This is a genomic window from Trabulsiella guamensis ATCC 49490 (assembly GCF_000734965.1).
Lineage (GTDB): Bacteria > Pseudomonadota > Gammaproteobacteria > Enterobacterales > Enterobacteriaceae > Trabulsiella > Trabulsiella guamensis.
On record NZ_JMTB01000107.1, the window covers coordinates 39,955 to 58,724 of the forward strand.

Genomic DNA, 18,770 nt, shown 5'->3' on the forward strand with positions numbered 1-18,770 from the left:
TTATTCTCCTTGCGGCGTCGCGGCCGGGGCCTCAGCTTGCGGTGCAGCCTCAGCAGCGGCTGGCGCAGTAGGCTGTGCCAGCAGGTTACGTACCCGTGTTTGCATCAGTTTTTCCAGAATCGCCTGGCTTTGCAGCGTGTCAGGGATATCCATGGAAATACTCTGCTGGCTGAGCTTGTCGATCTCGTCAAGGAAGCTTTTGGTCGTTGCATCGTCGGTATCGTAGTAAGCGCGCACCCAGGTGGAGACGTTGTCCAGCGCCTGTTTGTAGGTTTCGTCCTGATGGCGTGGTACAGCCTGCGCTGCGACTAACAGGCGGGAGCGAATGTTTTCCCGCAGATAGACTTCCTGATTCGGTGCCAGCAGCGGAACCGCAGTTTCATCACGGCGACGGATGGTAATAAAGTTATCCATAAAACTCTGCCAGCTCTTTTGCAGGTTCACCCGCCATTCGCTGAGCGAGCTGGAGAGTTCGCCGTTGTCATCGTCATCCATCGGCGAGTCGTCGTCGTTGTTATCGGCCAGACGCAGGTTATCGACCTGATTCGCCAGCTGATTAACTTTCAGAATAATGCCGTCGTAATCCACCTGCGTGACGCCAGACAAACTGGCGATATCGTCAGTAATGGCGCGACGAGCGGTGATCAGGCTGGGATCGTTCATGTCAGCGAGACTGGCATCCGCACTTTTCAGCAACGCCGCCGCAGTGGTGACGTCCTGATCGCTCCACAGTTTGCGACCGGCAAGTTTGACCAGATAATCAGCCTGCGCCAGCAGCCAGGTTTTAGCGTCGCTGCCAGATATAGTGGCAACTTTTTGCTGCACTTCGTCGAGCTGTTTTGTCAGCGCTTCCTGCTGTCGTTTCGCTTCAACCAGCTGGTCTGTCTGCTGTTTGATGATGCCTTCGAATTCGGCTTTTTGCGTTTCTTGCGATTTCTGTAACGCAATCAATTGATTCGCAAGGGTGTCATTCGCCGTCGTTTGCGTCACCGCCTGCTGTTTTCCCCAACCGTATAAGCCAACACCCGCCGCCAGCGCGATAGCAATGGCGACAGCGCTCAGCACCAGGCTGGTCTTGTTGCCACTTCCTTTGGGTGCCGTATTCTGCGGCTCTGGGGTTTTTTCTGGCTGTGGTGTGGTTTCCACGGCCTCCCTGGTCTCTTCAACCACGGCGGAGGAATGTTGTTGTTCCGTCATTATGGCTTCCAGTTTTGAGAGTTATTGTAACGCGCGCAGCAGCGCATCGTTGTCGGCGCTATCGGCAATCTGAATCTCTTGCCAGCCTAATTCCCTGGCAAGATGCGCCAGTCGCTCGCTGACAACCAGCAACCGACAGCGGAGTAGCCAGTGTTCACGATACCACGGTGGGGTTAGCGACCAGAGCTGTTGTAACATTTCGCCGCTGGTAATAACCAGCGTGGTCACCCCGCGTGATTGCCAGCGCATGGCTTCTTCCGCGCCATCGTAGTGTTTTGCCGTACGCTGATAGCATTCGCAAAATGTCACGTCAGCGCCGCGCGATTGCAGCGTTTCACCGAGCAATTCGCGCCCGCCGTTGCCACGCAATATCAGCGCTTTCTTTCCCGCAATATTTTGTAATTCAGGTAATTGTAGCAAGACTTCGCTGATTTCCTGATCTTGTGGATAGCGAATCGTTTTGCTGCTGACCTGATGTAACGCCAGTGCCGTGGTGCGGCCAATGGCGAAATAGTGAGGCGCCTGCGGCCAGTGCGCCTGCTGCTGGCGTAGTTGCGCGTCGGCAAACGTCACCGCGTGGCGGGACAGCGCAAACAGCAGATCGTTTTCGCTGAGGCTATTCAGCAGGCCGCTAAGCTGCGGCAGTTCCCGCCCGGGGGTAAATTCGATCAGCGGGAAACTCCAGGCCACTCGCCCCAGTGTGCGCAGGCGGCTCACTAATTCTTCTCCTTGCGGAGACGGGCGGGTGACCAGAATACTCATGCAGGCGATTCTCCATCATAGACCGCCGCCAGGATAGCGCGCGCGCCGTTTTGCAGTAGCTCTTCTGCCAGTGAAATACCCAGTTGTTCCGCCTCTTCGGGTTTGCCGCGACGCTCGCCGCGTACCATCTGCGAACCGTCCGGGGCGCCAACCAGAGCGCGTAACCAGATTTCACCGTCAATGAGCTCAGCATAGCTGCCAATTGGCACCTGGCAACCGCCTTCAAGGCGCGTGTTCATGGCGCGCTCCGCTTTAACGCGTATCGCGGTCTCTGTATGGTTCAGCGGCGCCAGCAACGCGCGAGTCCAGTTATCATCCAGGCGACATTCAATGCCCACCGCGCCCTGACCGACGGCGGGTAAAGAAGTTTCCGGCGATAACGCCATACGGATGCGCGATTCCAGCCCCAGGCGGATTAGCCCGGCGGTGGCAAGAATAATGGCGTCATAGTCGCCATTGTCCAGTTTGCTCAGACGCGTTCCGACATTGCCACGCAGAGAGCGGATCACCAGATCAGGACGGTGAGCGGCAAGCTGACACTGGCGGCGCAAACTGGAGGTGCCCACCACGCTGCCGGCGGGGAGATCATCCAGCGAGTTATAATGGTTAGAGACGAAGGCGTCGCGCGGATCTTCACGCTCGCAAATGGTGACCAGCCCAAGTCCTTCGGGGAACTCAACAGGTACGTCTTTCATCGAGTGAACGGCGATGTCTGCACGATTCTCAAGCAGCGCCAGCTCCAGCTCTTTGACAAACAGCCCTTTACCGCCGACTTTGGCCAGTGGGGTATCAAGGATCACATCGCCACGGGTCACCATTGGCACCAGTTCGACATTCAGTCCGGGGTGACAGGCCATGAGGCTATTTTTGACATAATGTGCCTGCCACAACGCGAGGGGACTCTGCCGTGTGGCAATTCTCAAAACTTTGTCTAACATGCTTGTTACCGTCATAATCGTCCATCAACCATCCTAACACTCTTGCCTTAAGGATGTCAGTTTTCACGGTTTTTTGCGGGAAGTGGGAAGCGGAAGCGTTACGTGATTATGCGATCGACTGCGTAACCCGCCCGGACCGCTTTCAGACATTTTCGTGAATTAATTGATGCTACACTTGTATGTAGCGCATCTTTCTTTACGGTCAATCGGCAAGGTGTTAAATTGATCACGTTTTAAACCATTTGTTCGTCAATGCGACCAAAACGAAAACGACGACAAACGGTAACGGTATTTGTTGAATTACTGCAACCCGTATCGTATCTCTGGCGGCTCAACGCCCTGGGTACCCGGGTTTGAACATCAGGCGAAATGTCTTGTACCTCTACATTGAGACGCTTAAACAGAGACTGGATGCCATCAATCAATTGCGTGTGGATCGCGCGCTTGCTGCCATGGGGCCTGCGTTCCAACAGGTCTACAGTCTACTGCCGACATTGCTGCATTATCATCACCCGCTGATGCCGGGTTACCTTGACGGTAACGTTCCCGCTGGCATCTGCCTTTTCACGCCTGATGAAACCCAACGCCACTATCTTGATGAACTCGAACTGCACCGCGGTATGCCGAAGCAGGAAACCCCGCAGGGCGAACTGCCGATCACGGGTGTGTATACCATGGGCAGTACGTCGTCGGTAGGGCAAAGTTGTTCCTCTGATCTCGATATCTGGGTCTGTCACCAGTCGTGGCTCGATAACGACGAGCGCCAGTTGCTGCAACGTAAATGCAGCCTGCTGGAAAGCTGGGCCGCGTCGCTCGGCGTTGAGGTCAGTTTCTTCCTGATTGACGAAAACCGCTTCCGCCATAATGAAAGCGGTAGCCTCGGCGGCGAGGACTGCGGTTCAACGCAGCACATCCTGTTGCTCGACGAATTTTACCGTACTGCCGTGCGTCTTGCCGGGAAACGTATCCTGTGGAATATGGTGCCCTGTGACGAAGAAGAGCATTACGACGATTACGTAATGACGTTGTACGCACAGGGCGTACTGACCCCGAACGAATGGCTGGATCTTGGCGGTCTGAGTTCGCTGTCGGCAGAAGAGTACTTTGGCGCCAGCCTGTGGCAGCTTTATAAAAGCATCGACTCGCCCTACAAAGCGGTGTTAAAAACTCTGCTGCTGGAAGCCTATTCCTGGGAATACCCCAATCCGCGCCTGCTGGCGAAAGACATTAAACAGCGTCTGCACGATGGCGAAATTATCTCGTTTGGCCTTGACCCGTACTGCATGATGCTGGAACGCGTCACCGAATATCTCGTTAATATTGAAGACGAAACGCGTCTTGATCTGGTGCGCCGCTGTTTCTATCTCAAAGTGTGCGAAAAACTGAGCCGCGAGCGTGCCTGCGTCGGCTGGCGTCGTGAAGTGCTCACCCAGTTAGTGAAAGAGTGGGGCTGGGACGATGCGCGCCTGACCATGCTCGACAACCGCGCGAACTGGAAAATCGATGAAGTGCGCAATGCGCATAACGAACTGCTCGACGCAATGATGCAGAGCTATCGTAACCTCATCCGTTTCGCCCGCCGTAACAACCTGAGCGTCTCCGCCAGTCCGCAGGATATCGGCGTGCTGACGCGTAAACTGTACGCCGCGTTTGAAGCTTTACCAGGCAAAGTGACGCTGGTGAATCCGCAGATTTCACCTGATCTTTCTGAGCCGAATCTGACGTTTATCTATGTGCCGCCGGGCCGTGCTAACCGTACGGGTTGGTATCTCTACAACCGCGCGCCGAACATGGAATCCATCGTCAGCCATCAACCGCTGGAATATAACCGTTATCTTAATAAGCTGGTGGCCTGGGCCTGGTTTAACGGCCTGCTGACGTCCCGCACTCATCTGTTTATTAAGGGCAACGGTATTGTTGATCTGGCGAAACTGCAGGAAATGGTGGCGGATGTGTCTCATCACTTCCCGCTGCGTCTGCCGGCGCCGACGCCGAAAGCGCTGTACAGCCCCTGTGAAATCCGCCATCTGGCGATTATCGTTAACCTCGAATATGACCCGACGGCAGCCTTCCGTAACCAGGTGGTGCATTTCGATTTCCGCAAGCTGGACGTCTTCAGCTTTGGCGAAGCGCAAAATTGCCTGATTGGCAGTATTGATCTGCTGTACCGCAACTCGTGGAATGAAGTGCGTACGTTACATTTTAATGGCGAGCAGGCGATGATCGAAGCGTTAAAAACGATTCTCGGCAAGATGCACCAGGATGCCGCGCCGCCGGACAGCGTTGAAGTCTTTTGCTACAGCCAGCATCTTCGTGGTCTGATCCGCACCCGCGTCCAGCAATTAGTTTCTGAATGTATCGAGTTGCGCCTTTCCAGTACGCGTCAGGAAACCGGGCGCTTCAAAGCGCTACGTGTCTCCGGGCAGACTTGGGGTCTGTTCTTCGAGCGTCTGAATGTGTCGGTCCAGAAGCTGGAAAACGCCATCGAGTTTTATGGCGCCATTTCGCATAACAAGCTGCACGGCCTGTCTGTTCAGGTGGAAACCAATCAGGTTCAGCTACCGCCGGTGGTCGACGGTTTCGCCAGCGAAGGGATCATTCAGTTCTTCTTTGAAGATACCAGTGATGATAACGGCTTTAATATTTACATTCTGGATGAGACAAACCGGGCAGAGGTATACCACCACTGTGAAGGGAGTAAAGAAGAACTGGTTCGCGACGTCAGCCGCTTCTATTCATCGTCTCACGACCGCTTTACCTACGGCTCCAGCTTTATCAACTTCAACCTGCCGCAGTTCTACCAGATTGTGAAAATAGACGGGCGCGCACAGGTCATTCCGTTCCGCACCCAGGCGATTGGCACGGCCGCCGCGATCGATCAGGACAACACGGCGCCGTTACTGCAGCAATATTTTTCGTAGTCGCGCGGTAGATCGCGTTTAGCGGAAACTGACCGGTTCTCCCGCCTGCTGCGTGGCAGCCTGCTCTAAAAGATCCCAGAACGTTTCGCCGCTACGGTCGCACACCCACTCATCACCTTTCAGGTCAAAGTGATAACCGCCCTGTTTCGTCGCCAGCCATACCTGGTGCAACGGCTCCTGGCGGTTAATAATGATTTTGCTGCCGTTGTCGAAAGAGAGCGTCAGCACGCCGCCGTTAATCTCACAGTCGATATCGCTGTCACCGTCCCGGTCATCGAGACGTTCTTCGATGGTCAGCCACAGGGCGTCAGCCAGGCGATGAAATTCACTGTCGTTCATTTTTGTTTCCTATTTTTTAGTGATGGCGGCAGTATAACGCGAAACATAATGCGTTGCAGTTAGGCGCTAAACGCTTGCTTTTACGTCTTCTCCTGCGATGATAGAAAACAGAAAGCATGAACAACAGGCATTTTAGAATGAAAAACGTTTACCGAACGCTCGCCATACTACTGACGATGTTCAGCCTGACCGGCTGTGGACTGAAAGGGCCGCTTTATTTCCCTCCGGCAGATAAAACCGCACCGCCGCCGACAAAACCGGTTGATAGCACGATTCAGAGTTCTACGCCGGATCGTAACGATCGTGGCGACAATGGCGGCCCGACTCAGGTGAATTACTGACGGTTCCGTTCTCAATCCCGTGAATGGAGTAGATGATGCAGTTCTCTAAAATGCACGGTCTGGGTAACGACTTCATGGTCGTCGATGCGGTAACGCAGAATGTGTTTTTTTCTCCGGAGTTGATCCGGCGTTTATCGGATCGGCATCTCGGCGTCGGTTTCGATCAATTGTTGATCGTCGAACCGCCGTACGATCCTGAGCTGGATTTTCACTACCGTATTTTTAATGCCGATGGCAGCGAAGTGTCACAGTGTGGCAATGGTGCACGCTGCTTCGCGCGCTTTGTGCGCCTGAAAGGGCTGACGAATAAACGTGATATTCGCGTCAGTACGGCGAATGGCCGTATGGTATTAAGCGTAACAGATGACGATCTGGTTCGGGTGAACATGGGTGAACCCAACTTTGAGCCGTCGCAGGTGCCGTTTCGCGCGAACAAAGCGGAAAAGACCTATATTATGCGTGCGGTCGAACAGACAATATTATGTGGCGTGGTGTCGATGGGTAATCCACACTGCGTCATTCAGGTCGATGACGTCGACACTGCGGCGGTAGAAACGCTGGGGCCAGTGATGGAGAGTCATGAGCGTTTTCCCGAGCGCGCCAACATCGGCTTTATGCAGGTGATCAACCGCGACCATATTCGTCTGCGTGTTTATGAGCGCGGCGCAGGGGAAACGCAGGCCTGCGGCAGTGGCGCGTGCGCGGCGGTCGCTGTCGGCATTCTGCAAGGGCTGCTGGCAGAAGAAGTACGCGTGGAATTACCAGGCGGACGACTCGATATCGCCTGGAAAGGTCCGGGTCAACCGTTGTTTATGACTGGTCCGGCGGCACATGTCTACGACGGATTTATTCACTTATGAAACAAGTCGGGGAAGAACAGCAGGATGTGGTCACGGCGCTGGACGATCGCGCCGTGGTGGAGTACCTGCTGCAACATCCTGAATTTTTTACCCGCAATGCGCAGTTCGTCGAGCAGATGCGGGTGCCTCATCCGGTTCGCGGCACCGTATCGCTGGTGGAATGGCATATGGCGCGGGCGCGTAACCATATCAGCACGCTGGAAGAAAACATCTCGCTGCTAATGGAGCAGGCCACGACAAACGAAAGCCTGTTCTATCGCCTGTTGCATCTGCAAACCCGTCTGGCGTCGGCTGAAAGCCTGGACGACATGCTGACTCGTTTTCACCGCTGGGCACGGGATCTCGGTCTTGCCGGGGCGACGGTTCGCCTGTTCCCCGACCGCTGGCGTATTGGCGCGCCGACCAGCGCCACACACCTGGCGTTGTCCCGTCAGGCGTTTGAACCGCTGCGTATTCAGCGTCTGGGCCATGAACGCCATTACCTCGGCTCGCTGAACGGGCCGGAATTGCTGGTCGTTCTGCCGGAGGCGAAAGCCATTGGCTCGGTCGCGATGTCGATGCTTGGCAGCGACAGCGATCTTGGCGTTATCCTCTTTAGCAGCCGCGATGCGCATCACTACCAACAGGGGCAAGGCACCCAGCTGTTGCAGGAAATAGCGCTGATGCTGCCCGGTCTGCTGGAGCGCTGGATTGAGCGCGTATGACCGATTCCTCAATGCACGACGCCGTCGAACGCTTCCTCCGCTACCTGGGCGTTGAGCGTCAGCTCAGCCCCATCACGTTACGCAATTACCGACAGCAACTTGATGCCATCATCCAGATAGCCAGTGACACCGGTATCACCAGTTGGCAGCAGTGTGATGTCTCCGTGGTGCGCAATTTTGCGGTTCGCAGTCGACGTAAAGGCCTTGGCCCGGCAAGCCTGGCGCTACGGCTCTCGGCACTGCGTAGTTTCTTTGACTGGATGGTGTGGCAGGGTGAACTGAACGCCAATCCGGCGAAAGCGGTCTCCGCGCCAAAAGCGCCGCGCCATTTACCGAAAAATATTGACGTTGATGACGTTAACCGGTTGCTGGACATCGATCATAACGACCCACTGGCGGTACGTGACCGCGCAATGCTTGAAATCATGTATGGTGCCGGGCTGCGTCTGTCCGAACTGGTGAATCTGGATATCAAAAGCCTCGATCTCACTACCGGCGAAGTGTGGGTCGTCGGTAAAGGCAGCAAGGAGCGTCGCTTACCTATCGGTCGCACTGCAGTGACGTGGATTGAACACTGGCTTGATCTTCGAGGCCTGTTCGGCGGCGATGATGACGCACTGTTTATCTCGAAGCTGGGCAAGCGGATTTCAGCGCGCAACGTGCAGAAGCGTTTTGCTGAATGGGGCATTAAGCAGGGGCTGAACAGCCATGTGCATCCGCATAAGCTCCGTCACTCATTTGCCACACATATGCTGGAATCGAGCGGCGATCTGCGTGGTGTGCAGGAGCTACTGGGCCATGCCAATCTGGCGACGACTCAAATCTATACCCATCTTGATTTTCAACACCTTGCCTCGGTGTATGATGCGGCGCACCCACGCGCCAAACGGGGGAAATAATGCGTTTTTACCGCCCATTAGGTCAGATTTCCGCGCTGACGTTTGACCTGGACGATACCCTTTACGATAACCGTCAGGTGATCCTGAAAACAGAGCAGGAATCGCTGGCGTTTCTGCGAAATTATCATCCTGCGCTCAGCGGTTTTGAGAGCAGCGACTTTTTGCAACTGCGCCATGCGCTGCGCAAAACTGAACCCGATATTTACCACGACGTGACTGAATGGCGCCGTCGTGCCGTAGAACAGGCCATGCTGCAGGCGGGGCTGAGTGCCGAAGAGGCGTCTGTTGGCGCGACAGCGGCGATGGTTAATTTCGCCAAATGGCGTAGTCGCATTGATGTTCCGCAGGAAACGCACGACACGCTGGCCGCGCTGGCGGAGCGGTGGCCGCTGGTGGCTATCACTAACGGCAACGCCCAACCGGAGCTGTTTGGGTTGAGCGACTACTTTCAGTTTGTATTGCGCGCCGGCCCGGACGGCCGCTCCAAACCCTTTGCCGATATGTACCATCTGGCCGCAGAACGTTTGAATGTGCCGCTCGGCCAGATCCTCCACGTTGGCGACGACCTGACAACAGACGTCGCGGGATCGATCCGCTGCGGCATGCAGGCGTGCTGGATCAACCTGTTTGAAGGCTCGCTGATGCAAATCAACGACAGCCGCCTGCTGCCGCACATCGAAATTTCCCGGTTGGCATCCCTCACGACGCTGATATAATCACCAGCAGTTCTGTATAAATTCCCAGGGTTTTGACGGAGGGCGTCACGCTTTCCGTCCCCGACACATATTCGGCGGTGCCAATGGACGTTTCTTACCTGCTCGACAGCCTCAATGATAAACAGCGTGAAGCCGTGGCGGCGCCGCGCACCAATATGCTGGTGCTGGCGGGGGCGGGCAGTGGTAAGACGCGTGTGCTGGTGCATCGTATCGCCTGGCTGCTGAGCGTAGAAAACAGCTCGCCGTATTCAATTATGGCGGTGACGTTCACCAACAAAGCGGCGGCGGAAATGCGCCATCGTATTTCTCAGCTGATGGGCACCTCCCAGGGCGGCATGTGGGTCGGCACTTTCCACGGCCTTGCGCATCGCCTGTTGCGCGCACATCATCTGGATGCCAACCTGCCGCAGGATTTCCAGATCCTCGACAGCGAAGATCAACTGCGTCTGCTGAAGCGCCTGATCAAAGCCATGAATCTCGACGAGAAGCAATGGCCGCCGCGTCAGGCGATGTGGTACATCAATGGTCAGAAAGATGAAGGGCTGCGCCCGCATCATATCCAGAGTTACGGTAATCCCATGGAGCAAACCTGGATAGACGTCTATAAGGCCTATCAGGAAGCCTGCGACCGTGCCGGGCTGGTGGATTTTGCCGAGCTGTTGCTGCGTGCGCATGAACTATGGCTCAACAAGCCGCATATTTTGCAGCATTACCGTGAACGCTTTACCAATATCCTGGTCGATGAATTCCAGGATACCAACAACATTCAGTACGCGTGGATCCGTCTGCTGGCAGGCGACACCGGCAAAGTGATGATCGTCGGCGATGATGATCAGTCAATCTACGGCTGGCGCGGCGCGCAGGTGGAAAACATCCAGCGCTTCCTGAATGATTTTCCCGGCGCGGAAACCATCCGCCTGGAGCAGAACTACCGTTCGACCAGCAATATCCTCAGCGCGGCGAATGCCCTCATCGAAAACAACGATGGTCGTCTTGGTAAAAAGTTGTGGACCGATGGTGTCGACGGCGAACCGATTTCCCTCTACTGCGCGTTCAACGAACTGGACGAAGCGCGCTTTGTAGTCAACCGGATCAAAACCTGGCAGGACAACGGCGGCGCGCTGGAACAGTGCGCCATTCTTTATCGCAGCAACGCTCAGTCGCGTGTGCTGGAAGAGGCGCTGCTACAGGCGAGTATGCCGTACCGCATTTACGGCGGTATGCGCTTCTTCGAACGCCAGGAGATCAAAGATGCGCTCTCCTATTTGCGCCTGATCGCCAACCGTAATGACGACGCGGCGTTTGAGCGCGTGGTGAATACTCCAACGCGCGGTATTGGCGATCGCACGCTGGACGTAGTGCGCCAGGCATCGCGCGATCGTCAACTGACGTTGTGGCAGGCCTGTCGCGAACTGTTACAGGAAAAAGCCCTCGCCGGGCGTGCCGCCAGCGCGCTACAGCGTTTTCTGGAATTGATTGACGCGCTGGCGCAGGAAACGGCTGATATGCCGCTGCATGTTCAGACCGATCGGGTCATCAAAGATTCCGGTCTGCGGATGATGTACGAACAGGAAAAAGGCGAGAAGGGCCAGACGCGTATCGAAAACTTAGAGGAACTGGTGACGGCAACACGCCAGTTCAGCTATCAGGATGAAGACGAAGATTTGCTGCCGCTACAGGCATTCCTGTCTCACGCCGCGCTTGAAGCGGGTGAAGGGCAGGCGGATACCTGGCAGGATGCCGTTCAACTGATGACGCTCCACTCGGCGAAAGGGCTGGAGTTCCCGCAGGTATTTATCGTCGGCATGGAAGAGGGGATGTTCCCGAGCCAGATGTCGCTGGATGAAGGTGGTCGTCTGGAAGAAGAGCGCCGTCTGGCCTATGTGGGCGTGACCCGTGCAATGCAAAAACTGACGCTGACCTACGCTGAAACGCGCCGTCTGTATGGTAAAGAGGTGTATCACCGTCCGTCACGGTTTATCGGCGAACTGCCAGAGGCCTGCGTTGAAGAAGTACGTTTACGCGCGACGGTGAGCCGCCCTGTCAGCCATCAGCGTCTGGGTACGCCGGTAGTGGAGAACGATACCGGCTACAAGCTCGGCCAGCGTGTACGCCATGCGAAGTTTGGCGAGGGGACTATCGTCAATCTGGAAGGTAGCGGCGAGCACAGCCGGTTACAGGTGGCGTTTCAGGGGCAGGGCATCAAATGGCTGGTTGCCGCTTATGCCCGCCTTGAAACTGTGTAACATTCAGAAAAATATCATTTTTTTGTAATAATCTGCTAGCCTTATATGCCAGAGGGGAATTAATACTCTCTGGCGTTTCGTTGTCTGTTGACGCTGCATTTTTGCTGGCGTAACATGCGCGCACGATTACGCTAAGAGGACATTCGCCTTGGACACACCCAGTAGATGCTGGCTCAACTTCCTGTCAATCAGGAACAACTCCTAAGGCTATCCTCTTATGCTGATAGCCTTAGCGGTTGTCGGCGACCTGTCTTTATCCCGTCGCGCTGAGTCAGACTTAATGGTCTGAAACTCCATTCGTTTCTGTGTGCCCACCGAACTGTCCGATAATATTTTGCATTGGGAGTCCCGGTCATGCTGAGCGCATTTCAACTGGAAAATAACCGCTTAACGCGTCTTGAGGCGGATGAGATCAAACACCTGGCCAGTTCTGTGTGGGTGGATCTCGTCGAGCCGGACGATGACGAGCGAAGCCGTGTGCAAACGGAATTGGGCCAGAACCTGGCGACACGACCTGAACTGGAAGACATCGAAGCATCCGCGCGTTTTTTTGAAGACGAAGACGGGCTGCACATTCACTCCTTTTTCTTTTTTGAAGATGCGGAAGACCACGCTGGTAACTCCACTGTCGCATTCACTATTCGTGAAGGGCGTCTTTTCACGCTGCGCGAACGCGAACTGCCGGCATTTCGTCTCTATCGTATGCGCGCCCGCAGCCAGGAAATGGTCGACGGCAACGCTTATGAGTTGCTGCTGGATTTGTTTGAAACCAAAATCGAACAACTGGCGGATGAAATAGAAAATATTTACAGCGATCTGGAAAAGTTAAGCCGTGTCATCATGGAAGGTCATCAGGGTGATGAATACGACGAGCCGCTCTCAACGCTGGCGGAACTGGAGGATATCGGCTGGAAGGTTCGCCTGTGTCTGATGGATACCCAGCGCGCTCTGAACTTTCTGGTGCGTAAAGCACGCATTCCGGCCGGTCAACTGGAGCAGGCGCGCGAGATCCTGCGAGATATCGAATCCCTGCTGCCGCACAACGAATCGCTGTTCCAGAAGGTTAACTTCCTGATGCAGGCGGCGATGGGTTTTATCAACATCGAGCAGAACCGCATCATCAAGATCTTCTCGGTGGTATCCGTCGTATTCCTGCCGCCAACGCTGGTGGCCTCAAGCTATGGGATGAACTTCGAGTTTATGCCGGAGCTGAAGTGGAGCTTTGGCTATCCTGGCGCGATTATCTTTATGATCCTCGCCGGGCTGGCGCCATACCTTTATTTCAAACGCAAGAATTGGCTGTAAAAAAATGGGCGGGTAGCGCTGTGCTTACCCGCCAGTCCTCTAATTCCGATGTCCTCGTCTCTGAGTATACATTGCATCTATCACGAAAATAGCCAGCGCGACCCAGATAAACGCAAACGTCACCATTTTGTCTGCTCCCGGCGTTTCGCCGTAGAACACCACAGCCAACAGGAACATCAGCGTCGGGCCGATATACTGGAAGAAGCCAAGCGTGGAGAGACGCAGACGCGTTGCAGCGCCGGTAAAGCACAGTAGTGGAACGGTGGTCACCACCCCTGCCGCCATCAGCAGCAGATTAAGCGACATCGTGTTTTGCCCCATATGGCTGGTGGCGCTGTCGGCAATGCCAAACAGATAGACAGCCGCTACCGGCAGCAGCCACAGTGTTTCAACCAGCATGCCAGTCTGCGCGTCCACCGCGATTTTCTTGCGCACCAGGCCGTAAAAGGCAAAACTGAACGCCAGCCCAAGGGCGATGATCGGCAGCGAACCAAACGTCCATAATTGAACCAGCACGCCGCACACCGCCAGCGCAACGGCTACCCATTGCATCCGACGAAAACGTTCGCCGAGGAAAATCATCCCCAGCAGGATATTCACCAGCGGATTGATAAAGTAGCCGAGGCTGGCTTCCAGCATATGGTGATTATTCACCGCCCAAATGAACAGCAGCCAGTTTCCCCCGACCAGTACGGCCGACAGCGCCAGCAGGAAGATCTTCTTTGGCGTATGCAGCAGTTTTTTGACCTGCGGCCACTGACGGCTGAGGCTTATCAGTGCCACCATAAAGAAAAATGACCAGATGACCCGATGCGTGAGGATTTCGTCAGCAGGAACGTAATAAATCAGTTTGAAGTAAGCTGGAGCGACACCCCAGATAAAATAAGCGGCGAGTGCAAGCAACACACCCAGCCGCGTCTGTTTAGCATCCATCGGTTAAATTCCTTGCAAAAAAGTGAAGGGATTTTACCCGAAAAATGTGACTCAACCCACCATATAAGTTGCCGTTGCACTGGCGATGTACACTTGTTCTTCGTTGTGCAACTCCACGCGCGCCACGGCGACTTTGTTCCCCGCCCGCAGCAGGCTGCTGGTCGCGGTAAAGCGGTTGCCGCGCCCAGGACGCAGATAATCGACCCGCAAATCAATAGTCCCCATTCGCGACAGACGCTGACGAAGCTCTTCTTCACTGATGGTATTGTGGCGCGTCAACGTGCTGCCCACGCAGACCAGTCCAGCCGCCACGTCCAACGCGGAGGCAATCACGCCGCCGTGCAGAATGCTTTGCGCCCAGTTGCCGACCATCATCGGCTGATTATTAAAGCTCAATTGCGCAAACTCTTTTTCGTAGCGTTCCAGCTCCAGACCCAGTGCACGGTTAAACGGCATGTGATACACAAAGATCTCGCCCACCATGTTGAGTACCGCTTCGGCGGTTAATTCAGCAGACATAACAGCTTATCCGTTAGTTAATGAAATGTTGATTTTATGATTAACAATTGTTGATTTCCACTTTTAAGAAAGGATATTCAGACAAGCGTTGTGTCATGTAAGTCTGTAGAATGAAGCGCAGAATAATAAGTCTGACTAATAAACTGAGGTTCAGGAGAACAGAATCGATGCGTATCTCTTTGGGTTGGCTGCTGGCAATGGTCGGGCTGTCATTTTCAGCCCTGGCGCAGGAAGCGACGATAAAAGAAGTGCATGATGCGCCTGCGGTTCGCGGTAGCATCATCGCGAACCTGCTGCAGGAGCATGATAATCCTTTTACGCTTTACCCTTATGAGAGCAACTATTTGCTCTATACCTGGACCAGTGATCTGAACAAAGAAGCGATTCGTAGCTACGACTGGTCAGAGAATGCGCGCAAAGATGAAGTGAAATTCCAGTTGAGTCTGGCCTTTCCGCTCTGGCGCGGCATTCTGGGGGATAATTCCGTGCTGGGGGCGTCATATACGCAACGCTCGTGGTGGCAGCTTTCCAACAGCAAAGAATCCGCACCGTTTCGTGAAACCAACTATGAACCGCAGCTGTTCCTTGGTTTTGCCACCGATTATTCTTTTGCCGGCTGGACGTTGCGCGATGTGGAGTTTGGCTACAATCACGACTCAAATGGCCGCTCCGACCCAACCTCCCGCAGCTGGAACCGCCTCTATACCCGCCTGATGGCGCAGAACGGTAACTGGCTGGTGGAAGTGAAACCCTGGTATGTGATTGGCAGCACTAACGATAACCCGGATATCGCTAAATACATGGGGTATTACCGCTTGAAAATCGGTTACCAGCTTGGTGATGCCGTGCTCAGTGCGCAGGGGCAGTACAACTGGAATACCGGCTATGGCGGCGCAGAAGTCGGCATCAGTTACCCCATCACGAAGCATGTCCGTGTTTATACACAGGTTTATAGCGGCTATGGCGAATCGTTGATCGATTATAACTTTAACCAGACGCGTGTTGGCGTTGGCGTTATGCTTAACGATCTGTTTTAAAACATTGCAGTTTCGCTCACAGGCGCTGAAAATAGCGCCTGTTTTTATTAAGAGGAATGGGGTCACTGTGGCACAGGCGGAAGTACTCAATCAGGAATCACTGGCGAAGCAGGTTTTGCAGGAAACCTTTGGCTACCAGCAGTTCCGCCCAGGCCAGGAAGCGATCATCAATACAGCGCTGGAAGGGCGTGACTGCCTGGTCGTGATGCCGACTGGCGGCGGAAAATCGCTCTGTTATCAGATTCCGGCGCTGGTGCTCGATGGCCTCACGGTTGTCGTCTCGCCACTGATTTCGCTGATGAAAGATCAGGTTGACCAACTGCTGGCAAACGGCGTAGCGGCGGCCTGTCTCAATTCCACGCAGAGCCGCGAGCAACAGCTTGAGGTGATGGCAGGCTGCCGTACCGGCAAAATTCGCCTGCTGTATATCGCGCCTGAACGTCTGATGCTCGACAACTTTCTCGACAATCTCAGTCACTGGAATCCGGTGATGTTGGCCGTGGACGAAGCGCACTGTATTTCGCAATGGGGCCATGATTTCCGTCCGGAATATGCGGCGCTGGGGCAGTTGCGTCAACGTTTCCCTGCCGTGCCGTTTATGGCGCTGACGGCGACCGCCGATGACACCACCCGCCTTGATATCGTTCGTTTGTTGGGCCTTAACGATCCGCTGATTCAGATCAGCAGCTTTGACCGTCCGAACATCCGCTACATGCTGATGGAAAAATTCAAACCGCTCGATCAATTGATGCGCTACGTGCAGGAACAGCGCGGTAAATCCGGCATTATTTACTGCAACAGCCGGGCGAAAGTTGAAGATACGGCAGCGCGTCTGCAAAGTCGTGGTATCAGCGCCGGGGCGTATCACGCGGGGCTGGAGAACGACGTCCGCGCCGACGTGCAGGAAAAATTCCAGCGCGACGATTTGCAAATCGTGGTGGCGACAGTGGCGTTCGGGATGGGTATCAATAAGCCTAACGTACGCTTTGTGATGCATTTCGATATCCCGCGTAATATCGAATCCTACTATCAGGAAACGGGCCGCGCCGGGCGTGACGGTCTGCCTGCTGAAGCCATGCTGTTTTATGATCCGGCTGATATGGCGTGGCTGCGCCGCTGCCTGGAAGAAAAACCCGCCGGGCAACTACAGGACATTGAGCGTCACAAACTCAATGCGATGGGGGCTTTTGCCGAAGCGCAAACCTGCCGTCGTCTGGTGCTGCTCAATTATTTCGGTGAAGGGCGGCAGGAGCCCTGCGGCAACTGCGATATCTGCCTTGATCCGCCGAAGCAATACGATGGCGTGAGCGATGCTCAGATTGCGCTTTCCGCCATTGGCCGCGTCAACCAGCGTTTTGGGATGGGCTACGTGGTGGAAGTGATTCGCGGCGCCAATAACCAGCGTATCCGCGAGTTTGGGCACGATAAGCTCAAGGTCTACGGCATGGGACGGGAAAAGAGCCACGAACACTGGGTCAGCGTGATCCGTCAGCTGATCCATTTAGGGTTTATCACACAGAATATCGCTCAGCATTCCGCACTGCAGTTAACCGATGCCGCGCGTCCGTTGCTGCGTGGCGAAGCACCGCTGCAGCTCGCCGTGCCGCGTATCGTTGCCCTGAAACCACGCGTGATGCAGAAAGCGGCGGTGGGCAATTATGACCGCAAACTGTTCGCCAAACTGCGTAAGTTGCGTAAAGCCATCGCCGATGAAGAGAATATTCCGCCTTACGTCGTTTTTAACGATGCCACATTGATTGAGATGGCCGAGCAAATGCCGCTGTCGCCGGGCGAGATGCTCAGCGTTAACGGCGTGGGAACGCGCAAACTGGAGCGTTTTGGCAAAGCATTTATGACGCTGATTCGCTCGCACGTCGATGGTGACGACGAGGAGTAGTCAAGGCGAAAAAAAAGTGCCAGTATGGTTACTCGCTGAACTATTTCCTCCATGAGTAATCGCCTATGTTAATGCTCTTTCTCACCGTGGCGCTGGTGCATATCATCGCGCTGATGAGTCCAGGCCCGGACTTTTTCTTCGTCTCGCAAACGGCAGTCAGTCGTTCACGCAAAGAAGCCATGATGGGCGTACTCGGGATCACCGCAGGCGTAATGGTCTGGGCAGGCGTTGCGCTGCTGGGTCTGCATCTGATCCTGCAAAAAATGGCATGGCTGCATAACATCATCATGGTCGGCGGCGGCCTTTATCTCTGCTGGATGGGCTACCAGATGTTGCGTGGCGCGCTGAAGAAAGAGGTCAGTTCCGCGCCTGCGCCGCAGGTAGAATTAGCCCGCAGCGGCCGCAGTTTTCTGAAGGGGTTGCTGACGAACCTCGCCAATCCCAAAGCGATTATCTATTTCGGTTCGGTGTTCTCATTATTCGTTGGCGATAACATTGGCGGTGCCGCGCGCTGGGGTATTTTCCTGCTGATCATTGTCGAAACCTTTGCCTGGTTTACTCTCGTCGCCAGCCTCTTTGCGCTCCCGGCGATGCGTCGTGGTTATCAGCGCATGGCGAAATGGATCGACGGCGTCGCCGGAACGCTCTTTGCCGCGTTTGGACTGCATCTGATCCTTTCCCGCTAATTGTCTCTTCGTATCAGGCAGGTGAATACCTGCCTGATATCGGTTCTCTGCACTAATGACTTTCCTGTCCGAAACCGGCTTCTGACGTATTCAACATTTCCCTTCGTGATCCCGCTCACATTCTCCGGACACTCCCCGTGCCAGCATTCGCCATCATCTTGTAACACATTGTTTTTATTCATGTTACCAATAAACAAGCCTTCCTCAATGATGCCATGAATAGTTCAGGGATGCCGGTATGTCATTACAGGGATTACGCTTCACGCTGGATATCGACGCGCAGATGCCGGAGACCTTCGCCGTTGTCCGTTTCCGCCTCACCCAGGCGCTGTCCACCCCCTTCACACTCGAGGCGGAAGTGGCCAGCAACCGGTTCCGCCAGGCCGCGGACGCACTGCTGGAAAAGACTGCCGTCCTGACCGTCTGGCAGGGCATGACCGCACTGCGCCGGGTCTCCGGTGTGGTGGCTG

18 protein-coding genes and 1 pseudogene are annotated in these 18,770 nt (G+C 54.9%); 13 read left to right on the forward strand and 6 right to left on the reverse strand.

The window, feature by feature from the left end:
* The 3 genes from hemX to hemC are packed head-to-tail and all read right to left on the reverse strand — an operon-like array spanning nt 1 to nt 2,897.
* Nucleotides 1-1,197, reverse strand: a complete 1,197-nt coding sequence (hemX, locus tag GTGU_RS18235; protein WP_038160427.1) for a uroporphyrinogen-III C-methyltransferase — start codon at nt 1,195-1,197, stop codon at nt 1-3.
* 21 nt (nt 1,198-1,218) lie between these two features.
* Nucleotides 1,219-1,959: a uroporphyrinogen-III synthase gene (hemD, locus tag GTGU_RS18240; RefSeq protein ID WP_038160430.1), complete on the reverse strand. Its 741-nt coding sequence runs from the start codon at nt 1,957-1,959 to the stop codon at nt 1,219-1,221.
* Complete coding sequence (gene hemC / locus GTGU_RS18245) at nt 1,956-2,897, reverse strand: hydroxymethylbilane synthase (RefSeq protein ID WP_038160433.1); 942 nt, start codon at nt 2,895-2,897, stop codon at nt 1,956-1,958. Before hemC ends, hemD begins: the two co-directional genes overlap by 4 nt.
* Before the next feature lie 374 nt (nt 2,898-3,271).
* Between hemC and cyaA the strand changes: the two genes are divergently transcribed.
* Nucleotides 3,272-5,818: a class I adenylate cyclase gene (gene cyaA, locus GTGU_RS18250; RefSeq protein WP_038160436.1), complete on the forward strand. Its 2,547-nt coding sequence runs from the start codon at nt 3,272-3,274 to the stop codon at nt 5,816-5,818.
* An 18-nt stretch (nt 5,819-5,836) separates the two neighbouring features.
* Here the strand turns inward: cyaA and cyaY are convergent, their stop codons facing one another.
* Entirely contained in the window at nt 5,837-6,157 is a 321-nt protein-coding gene (cyaY, locus tag GTGU_RS18255) for an iron donor protein CyaY (protein WP_038160439.1), read from the reverse strand.
* Between the two features lie 137 nt (nt 6,158-6,294).
* Between cyaY and lptM the strand changes: the two genes are divergently transcribed.
* The 8 genes from lptM to corA all read left to right on the forward strand — a co-directional run bounded on the left by lptM (nt 6,295) and on the right by corA (nt 13,228).
* On the forward strand, nt 6,295-6,498 hold the full coding sequence (gene lptM, locus GTGU_RS18260; RefSeq protein WP_038160441.1) for an LPS translocon maturation chaperone LptM: 204 nt from the start codon (nt 6,295-6,297) through the stop codon (nt 6,496-6,498).
* Nucleotides 6,499-6,533: 35 nt separating this feature from the next.
* Nucleotides 6,534-7,358, forward strand: a complete 825-nt coding sequence (gene dapF, locus GTGU_RS18265; protein ID WP_038160444.1) for a diaminopimelate epimerase — start codon at nt 6,534-6,536, stop codon at nt 7,356-7,358.
* Nucleotides 7,355-8,062 carry a DUF484 domain-containing protein gene (locus GTGU_RS18270; protein WP_038160447.1) on the forward strand — a complete coding sequence of 236 codons (708 nt, stop codon included), beginning with the start codon at nt 7,355-7,357 and terminating at the stop codon, nt 8,060-8,062. The genes dapF and GTGU_RS18270 overlap by 4 nt, the downstream gene beginning before the upstream one ends.
* Entirely contained in the window at nt 8,059-8,961 is a 903-nt protein-coding gene (gene xerC, locus GTGU_RS18275; protein ID WP_038160450.1) for a tyrosine recombinase XerC, read from the forward strand. Before GTGU_RS18270 ends, xerC begins: the two co-directional genes overlap by 4 nt.
* Nucleotides 8,961-9,677 carry a 5-amino-6-(5-phospho-D-ribitylamino)uracil phosphatase YigB gene (gene yigB, locus GTGU_RS18280; protein WP_038160453.1) on the forward strand — a complete coding sequence of 239 codons (717 nt, stop codon included), beginning with the start codon at nt 8,961-8,963 and terminating at the stop codon, nt 9,675-9,677. The genes xerC and yigB overlap by 1 nt, the downstream gene beginning before the upstream one ends.
* 83 nt (nt 9,678-9,760) lie before the next feature.
* On the forward strand, nt 9,761-11,923 hold the full coding sequence (uvrD, locus tag GTGU_RS18285) for a DNA helicase II (RefSeq protein WP_038160456.1): 2,163 nt from the start codon (nt 9,761-9,763) through the stop codon (nt 11,921-11,923).
* A gap of 148 nt (nt 11,924-12,071) precedes the next feature.
* Nucleotides 12,072-12,128: a YsgD/CorL family protein gene (gene ysgD, locus GTGU_RS27095; protein WP_350494802.1), complete on the forward strand. Its 57-nt coding sequence runs from the start codon at nt 12,072-12,074 to the stop codon at nt 12,126-12,128.
* A gap of 149 nt (nt 12,129-12,277) precedes the next feature.
* Complete coding sequence (gene corA, locus GTGU_RS18290; protein ID WP_038160458.1) at nt 12,278-13,228, forward strand: magnesium/cobalt transporter CorA; 951 nt, start codon at nt 12,278-12,280, stop codon at nt 13,226-13,228.
* Nucleotides 13,229-13,267: 39 nt separating this feature from the next.
* Here corA and rarD read toward each other — a convergent pair whose 3' ends face one another.
* Both rarD and yigI read right to left on the reverse strand, forming a co-directional pair.
* Nucleotides 13,268-14,161: an EamA family transporter RarD gene (gene rarD / locus GTGU_RS18295; protein ID WP_038160460.1), complete on the reverse strand. Its 894-nt coding sequence runs from the start codon at nt 14,159-14,161 to the stop codon at nt 13,268-13,270.
* 51 nt (nt 14,162-14,212) lie between these two features.
* Nucleotides 14,213-14,680 carry an acyl-CoA thioesterase YigI gene (gene yigI, locus GTGU_RS18300; RefSeq protein ID WP_038160463.1) on the reverse strand — a complete coding sequence of 156 codons (468 nt, stop codon included), beginning with the start codon at nt 14,678-14,680 and terminating at the stop codon, nt 14,213-14,215.
* A gap of 167 nt (nt 14,681-14,847) precedes the next feature.
* Between yigI and pldA the strand changes: the two genes are divergently transcribed.
* The 4 genes and pseudogenes from pldA to GTGU_RS18320 form a co-directional block, all read left to right on the forward strand.
* Nucleotides 14,848-15,717: a phospholipase A gene (gene pldA, locus GTGU_RS18305; RefSeq protein ID WP_038160466.1), complete on the forward strand. Its 870-nt coding sequence runs from the start codon at nt 14,848-14,850 to the stop codon at nt 15,715-15,717.
* Between the two features lie 67 nt (nt 15,718-15,784).
* The gene (gene recQ, locus GTGU_RS18310; protein ID WP_038160469.1) at nt 15,785-17,614 is read left to right on the forward strand and encodes an ATP-dependent DNA helicase RecQ; all 1,830 of its coding nucleotides are present in this window, start codon (nt 15,785-15,787) and stop codon (nt 17,612-17,614) included.
* Between the two features lie 65 nt (nt 17,615-17,679).
* Nucleotides 17,680-18,300 (forward strand): threonine export protein RhtC, encoded by a 621-nt coding sequence (rhtC, locus tag GTGU_RS18315; protein ID WP_038160471.1) that lies wholly within the window; start codon nt 17,680-17,682, stop codon nt 18,298-18,300.
* Between the two features lie 238 nt (nt 18,301-18,538).
* Nucleotides 18,539-18,770, forward strand: a pseudogene (locus tag GTGU_RS18320) (hypothetical protein); the annotation flags it as partial.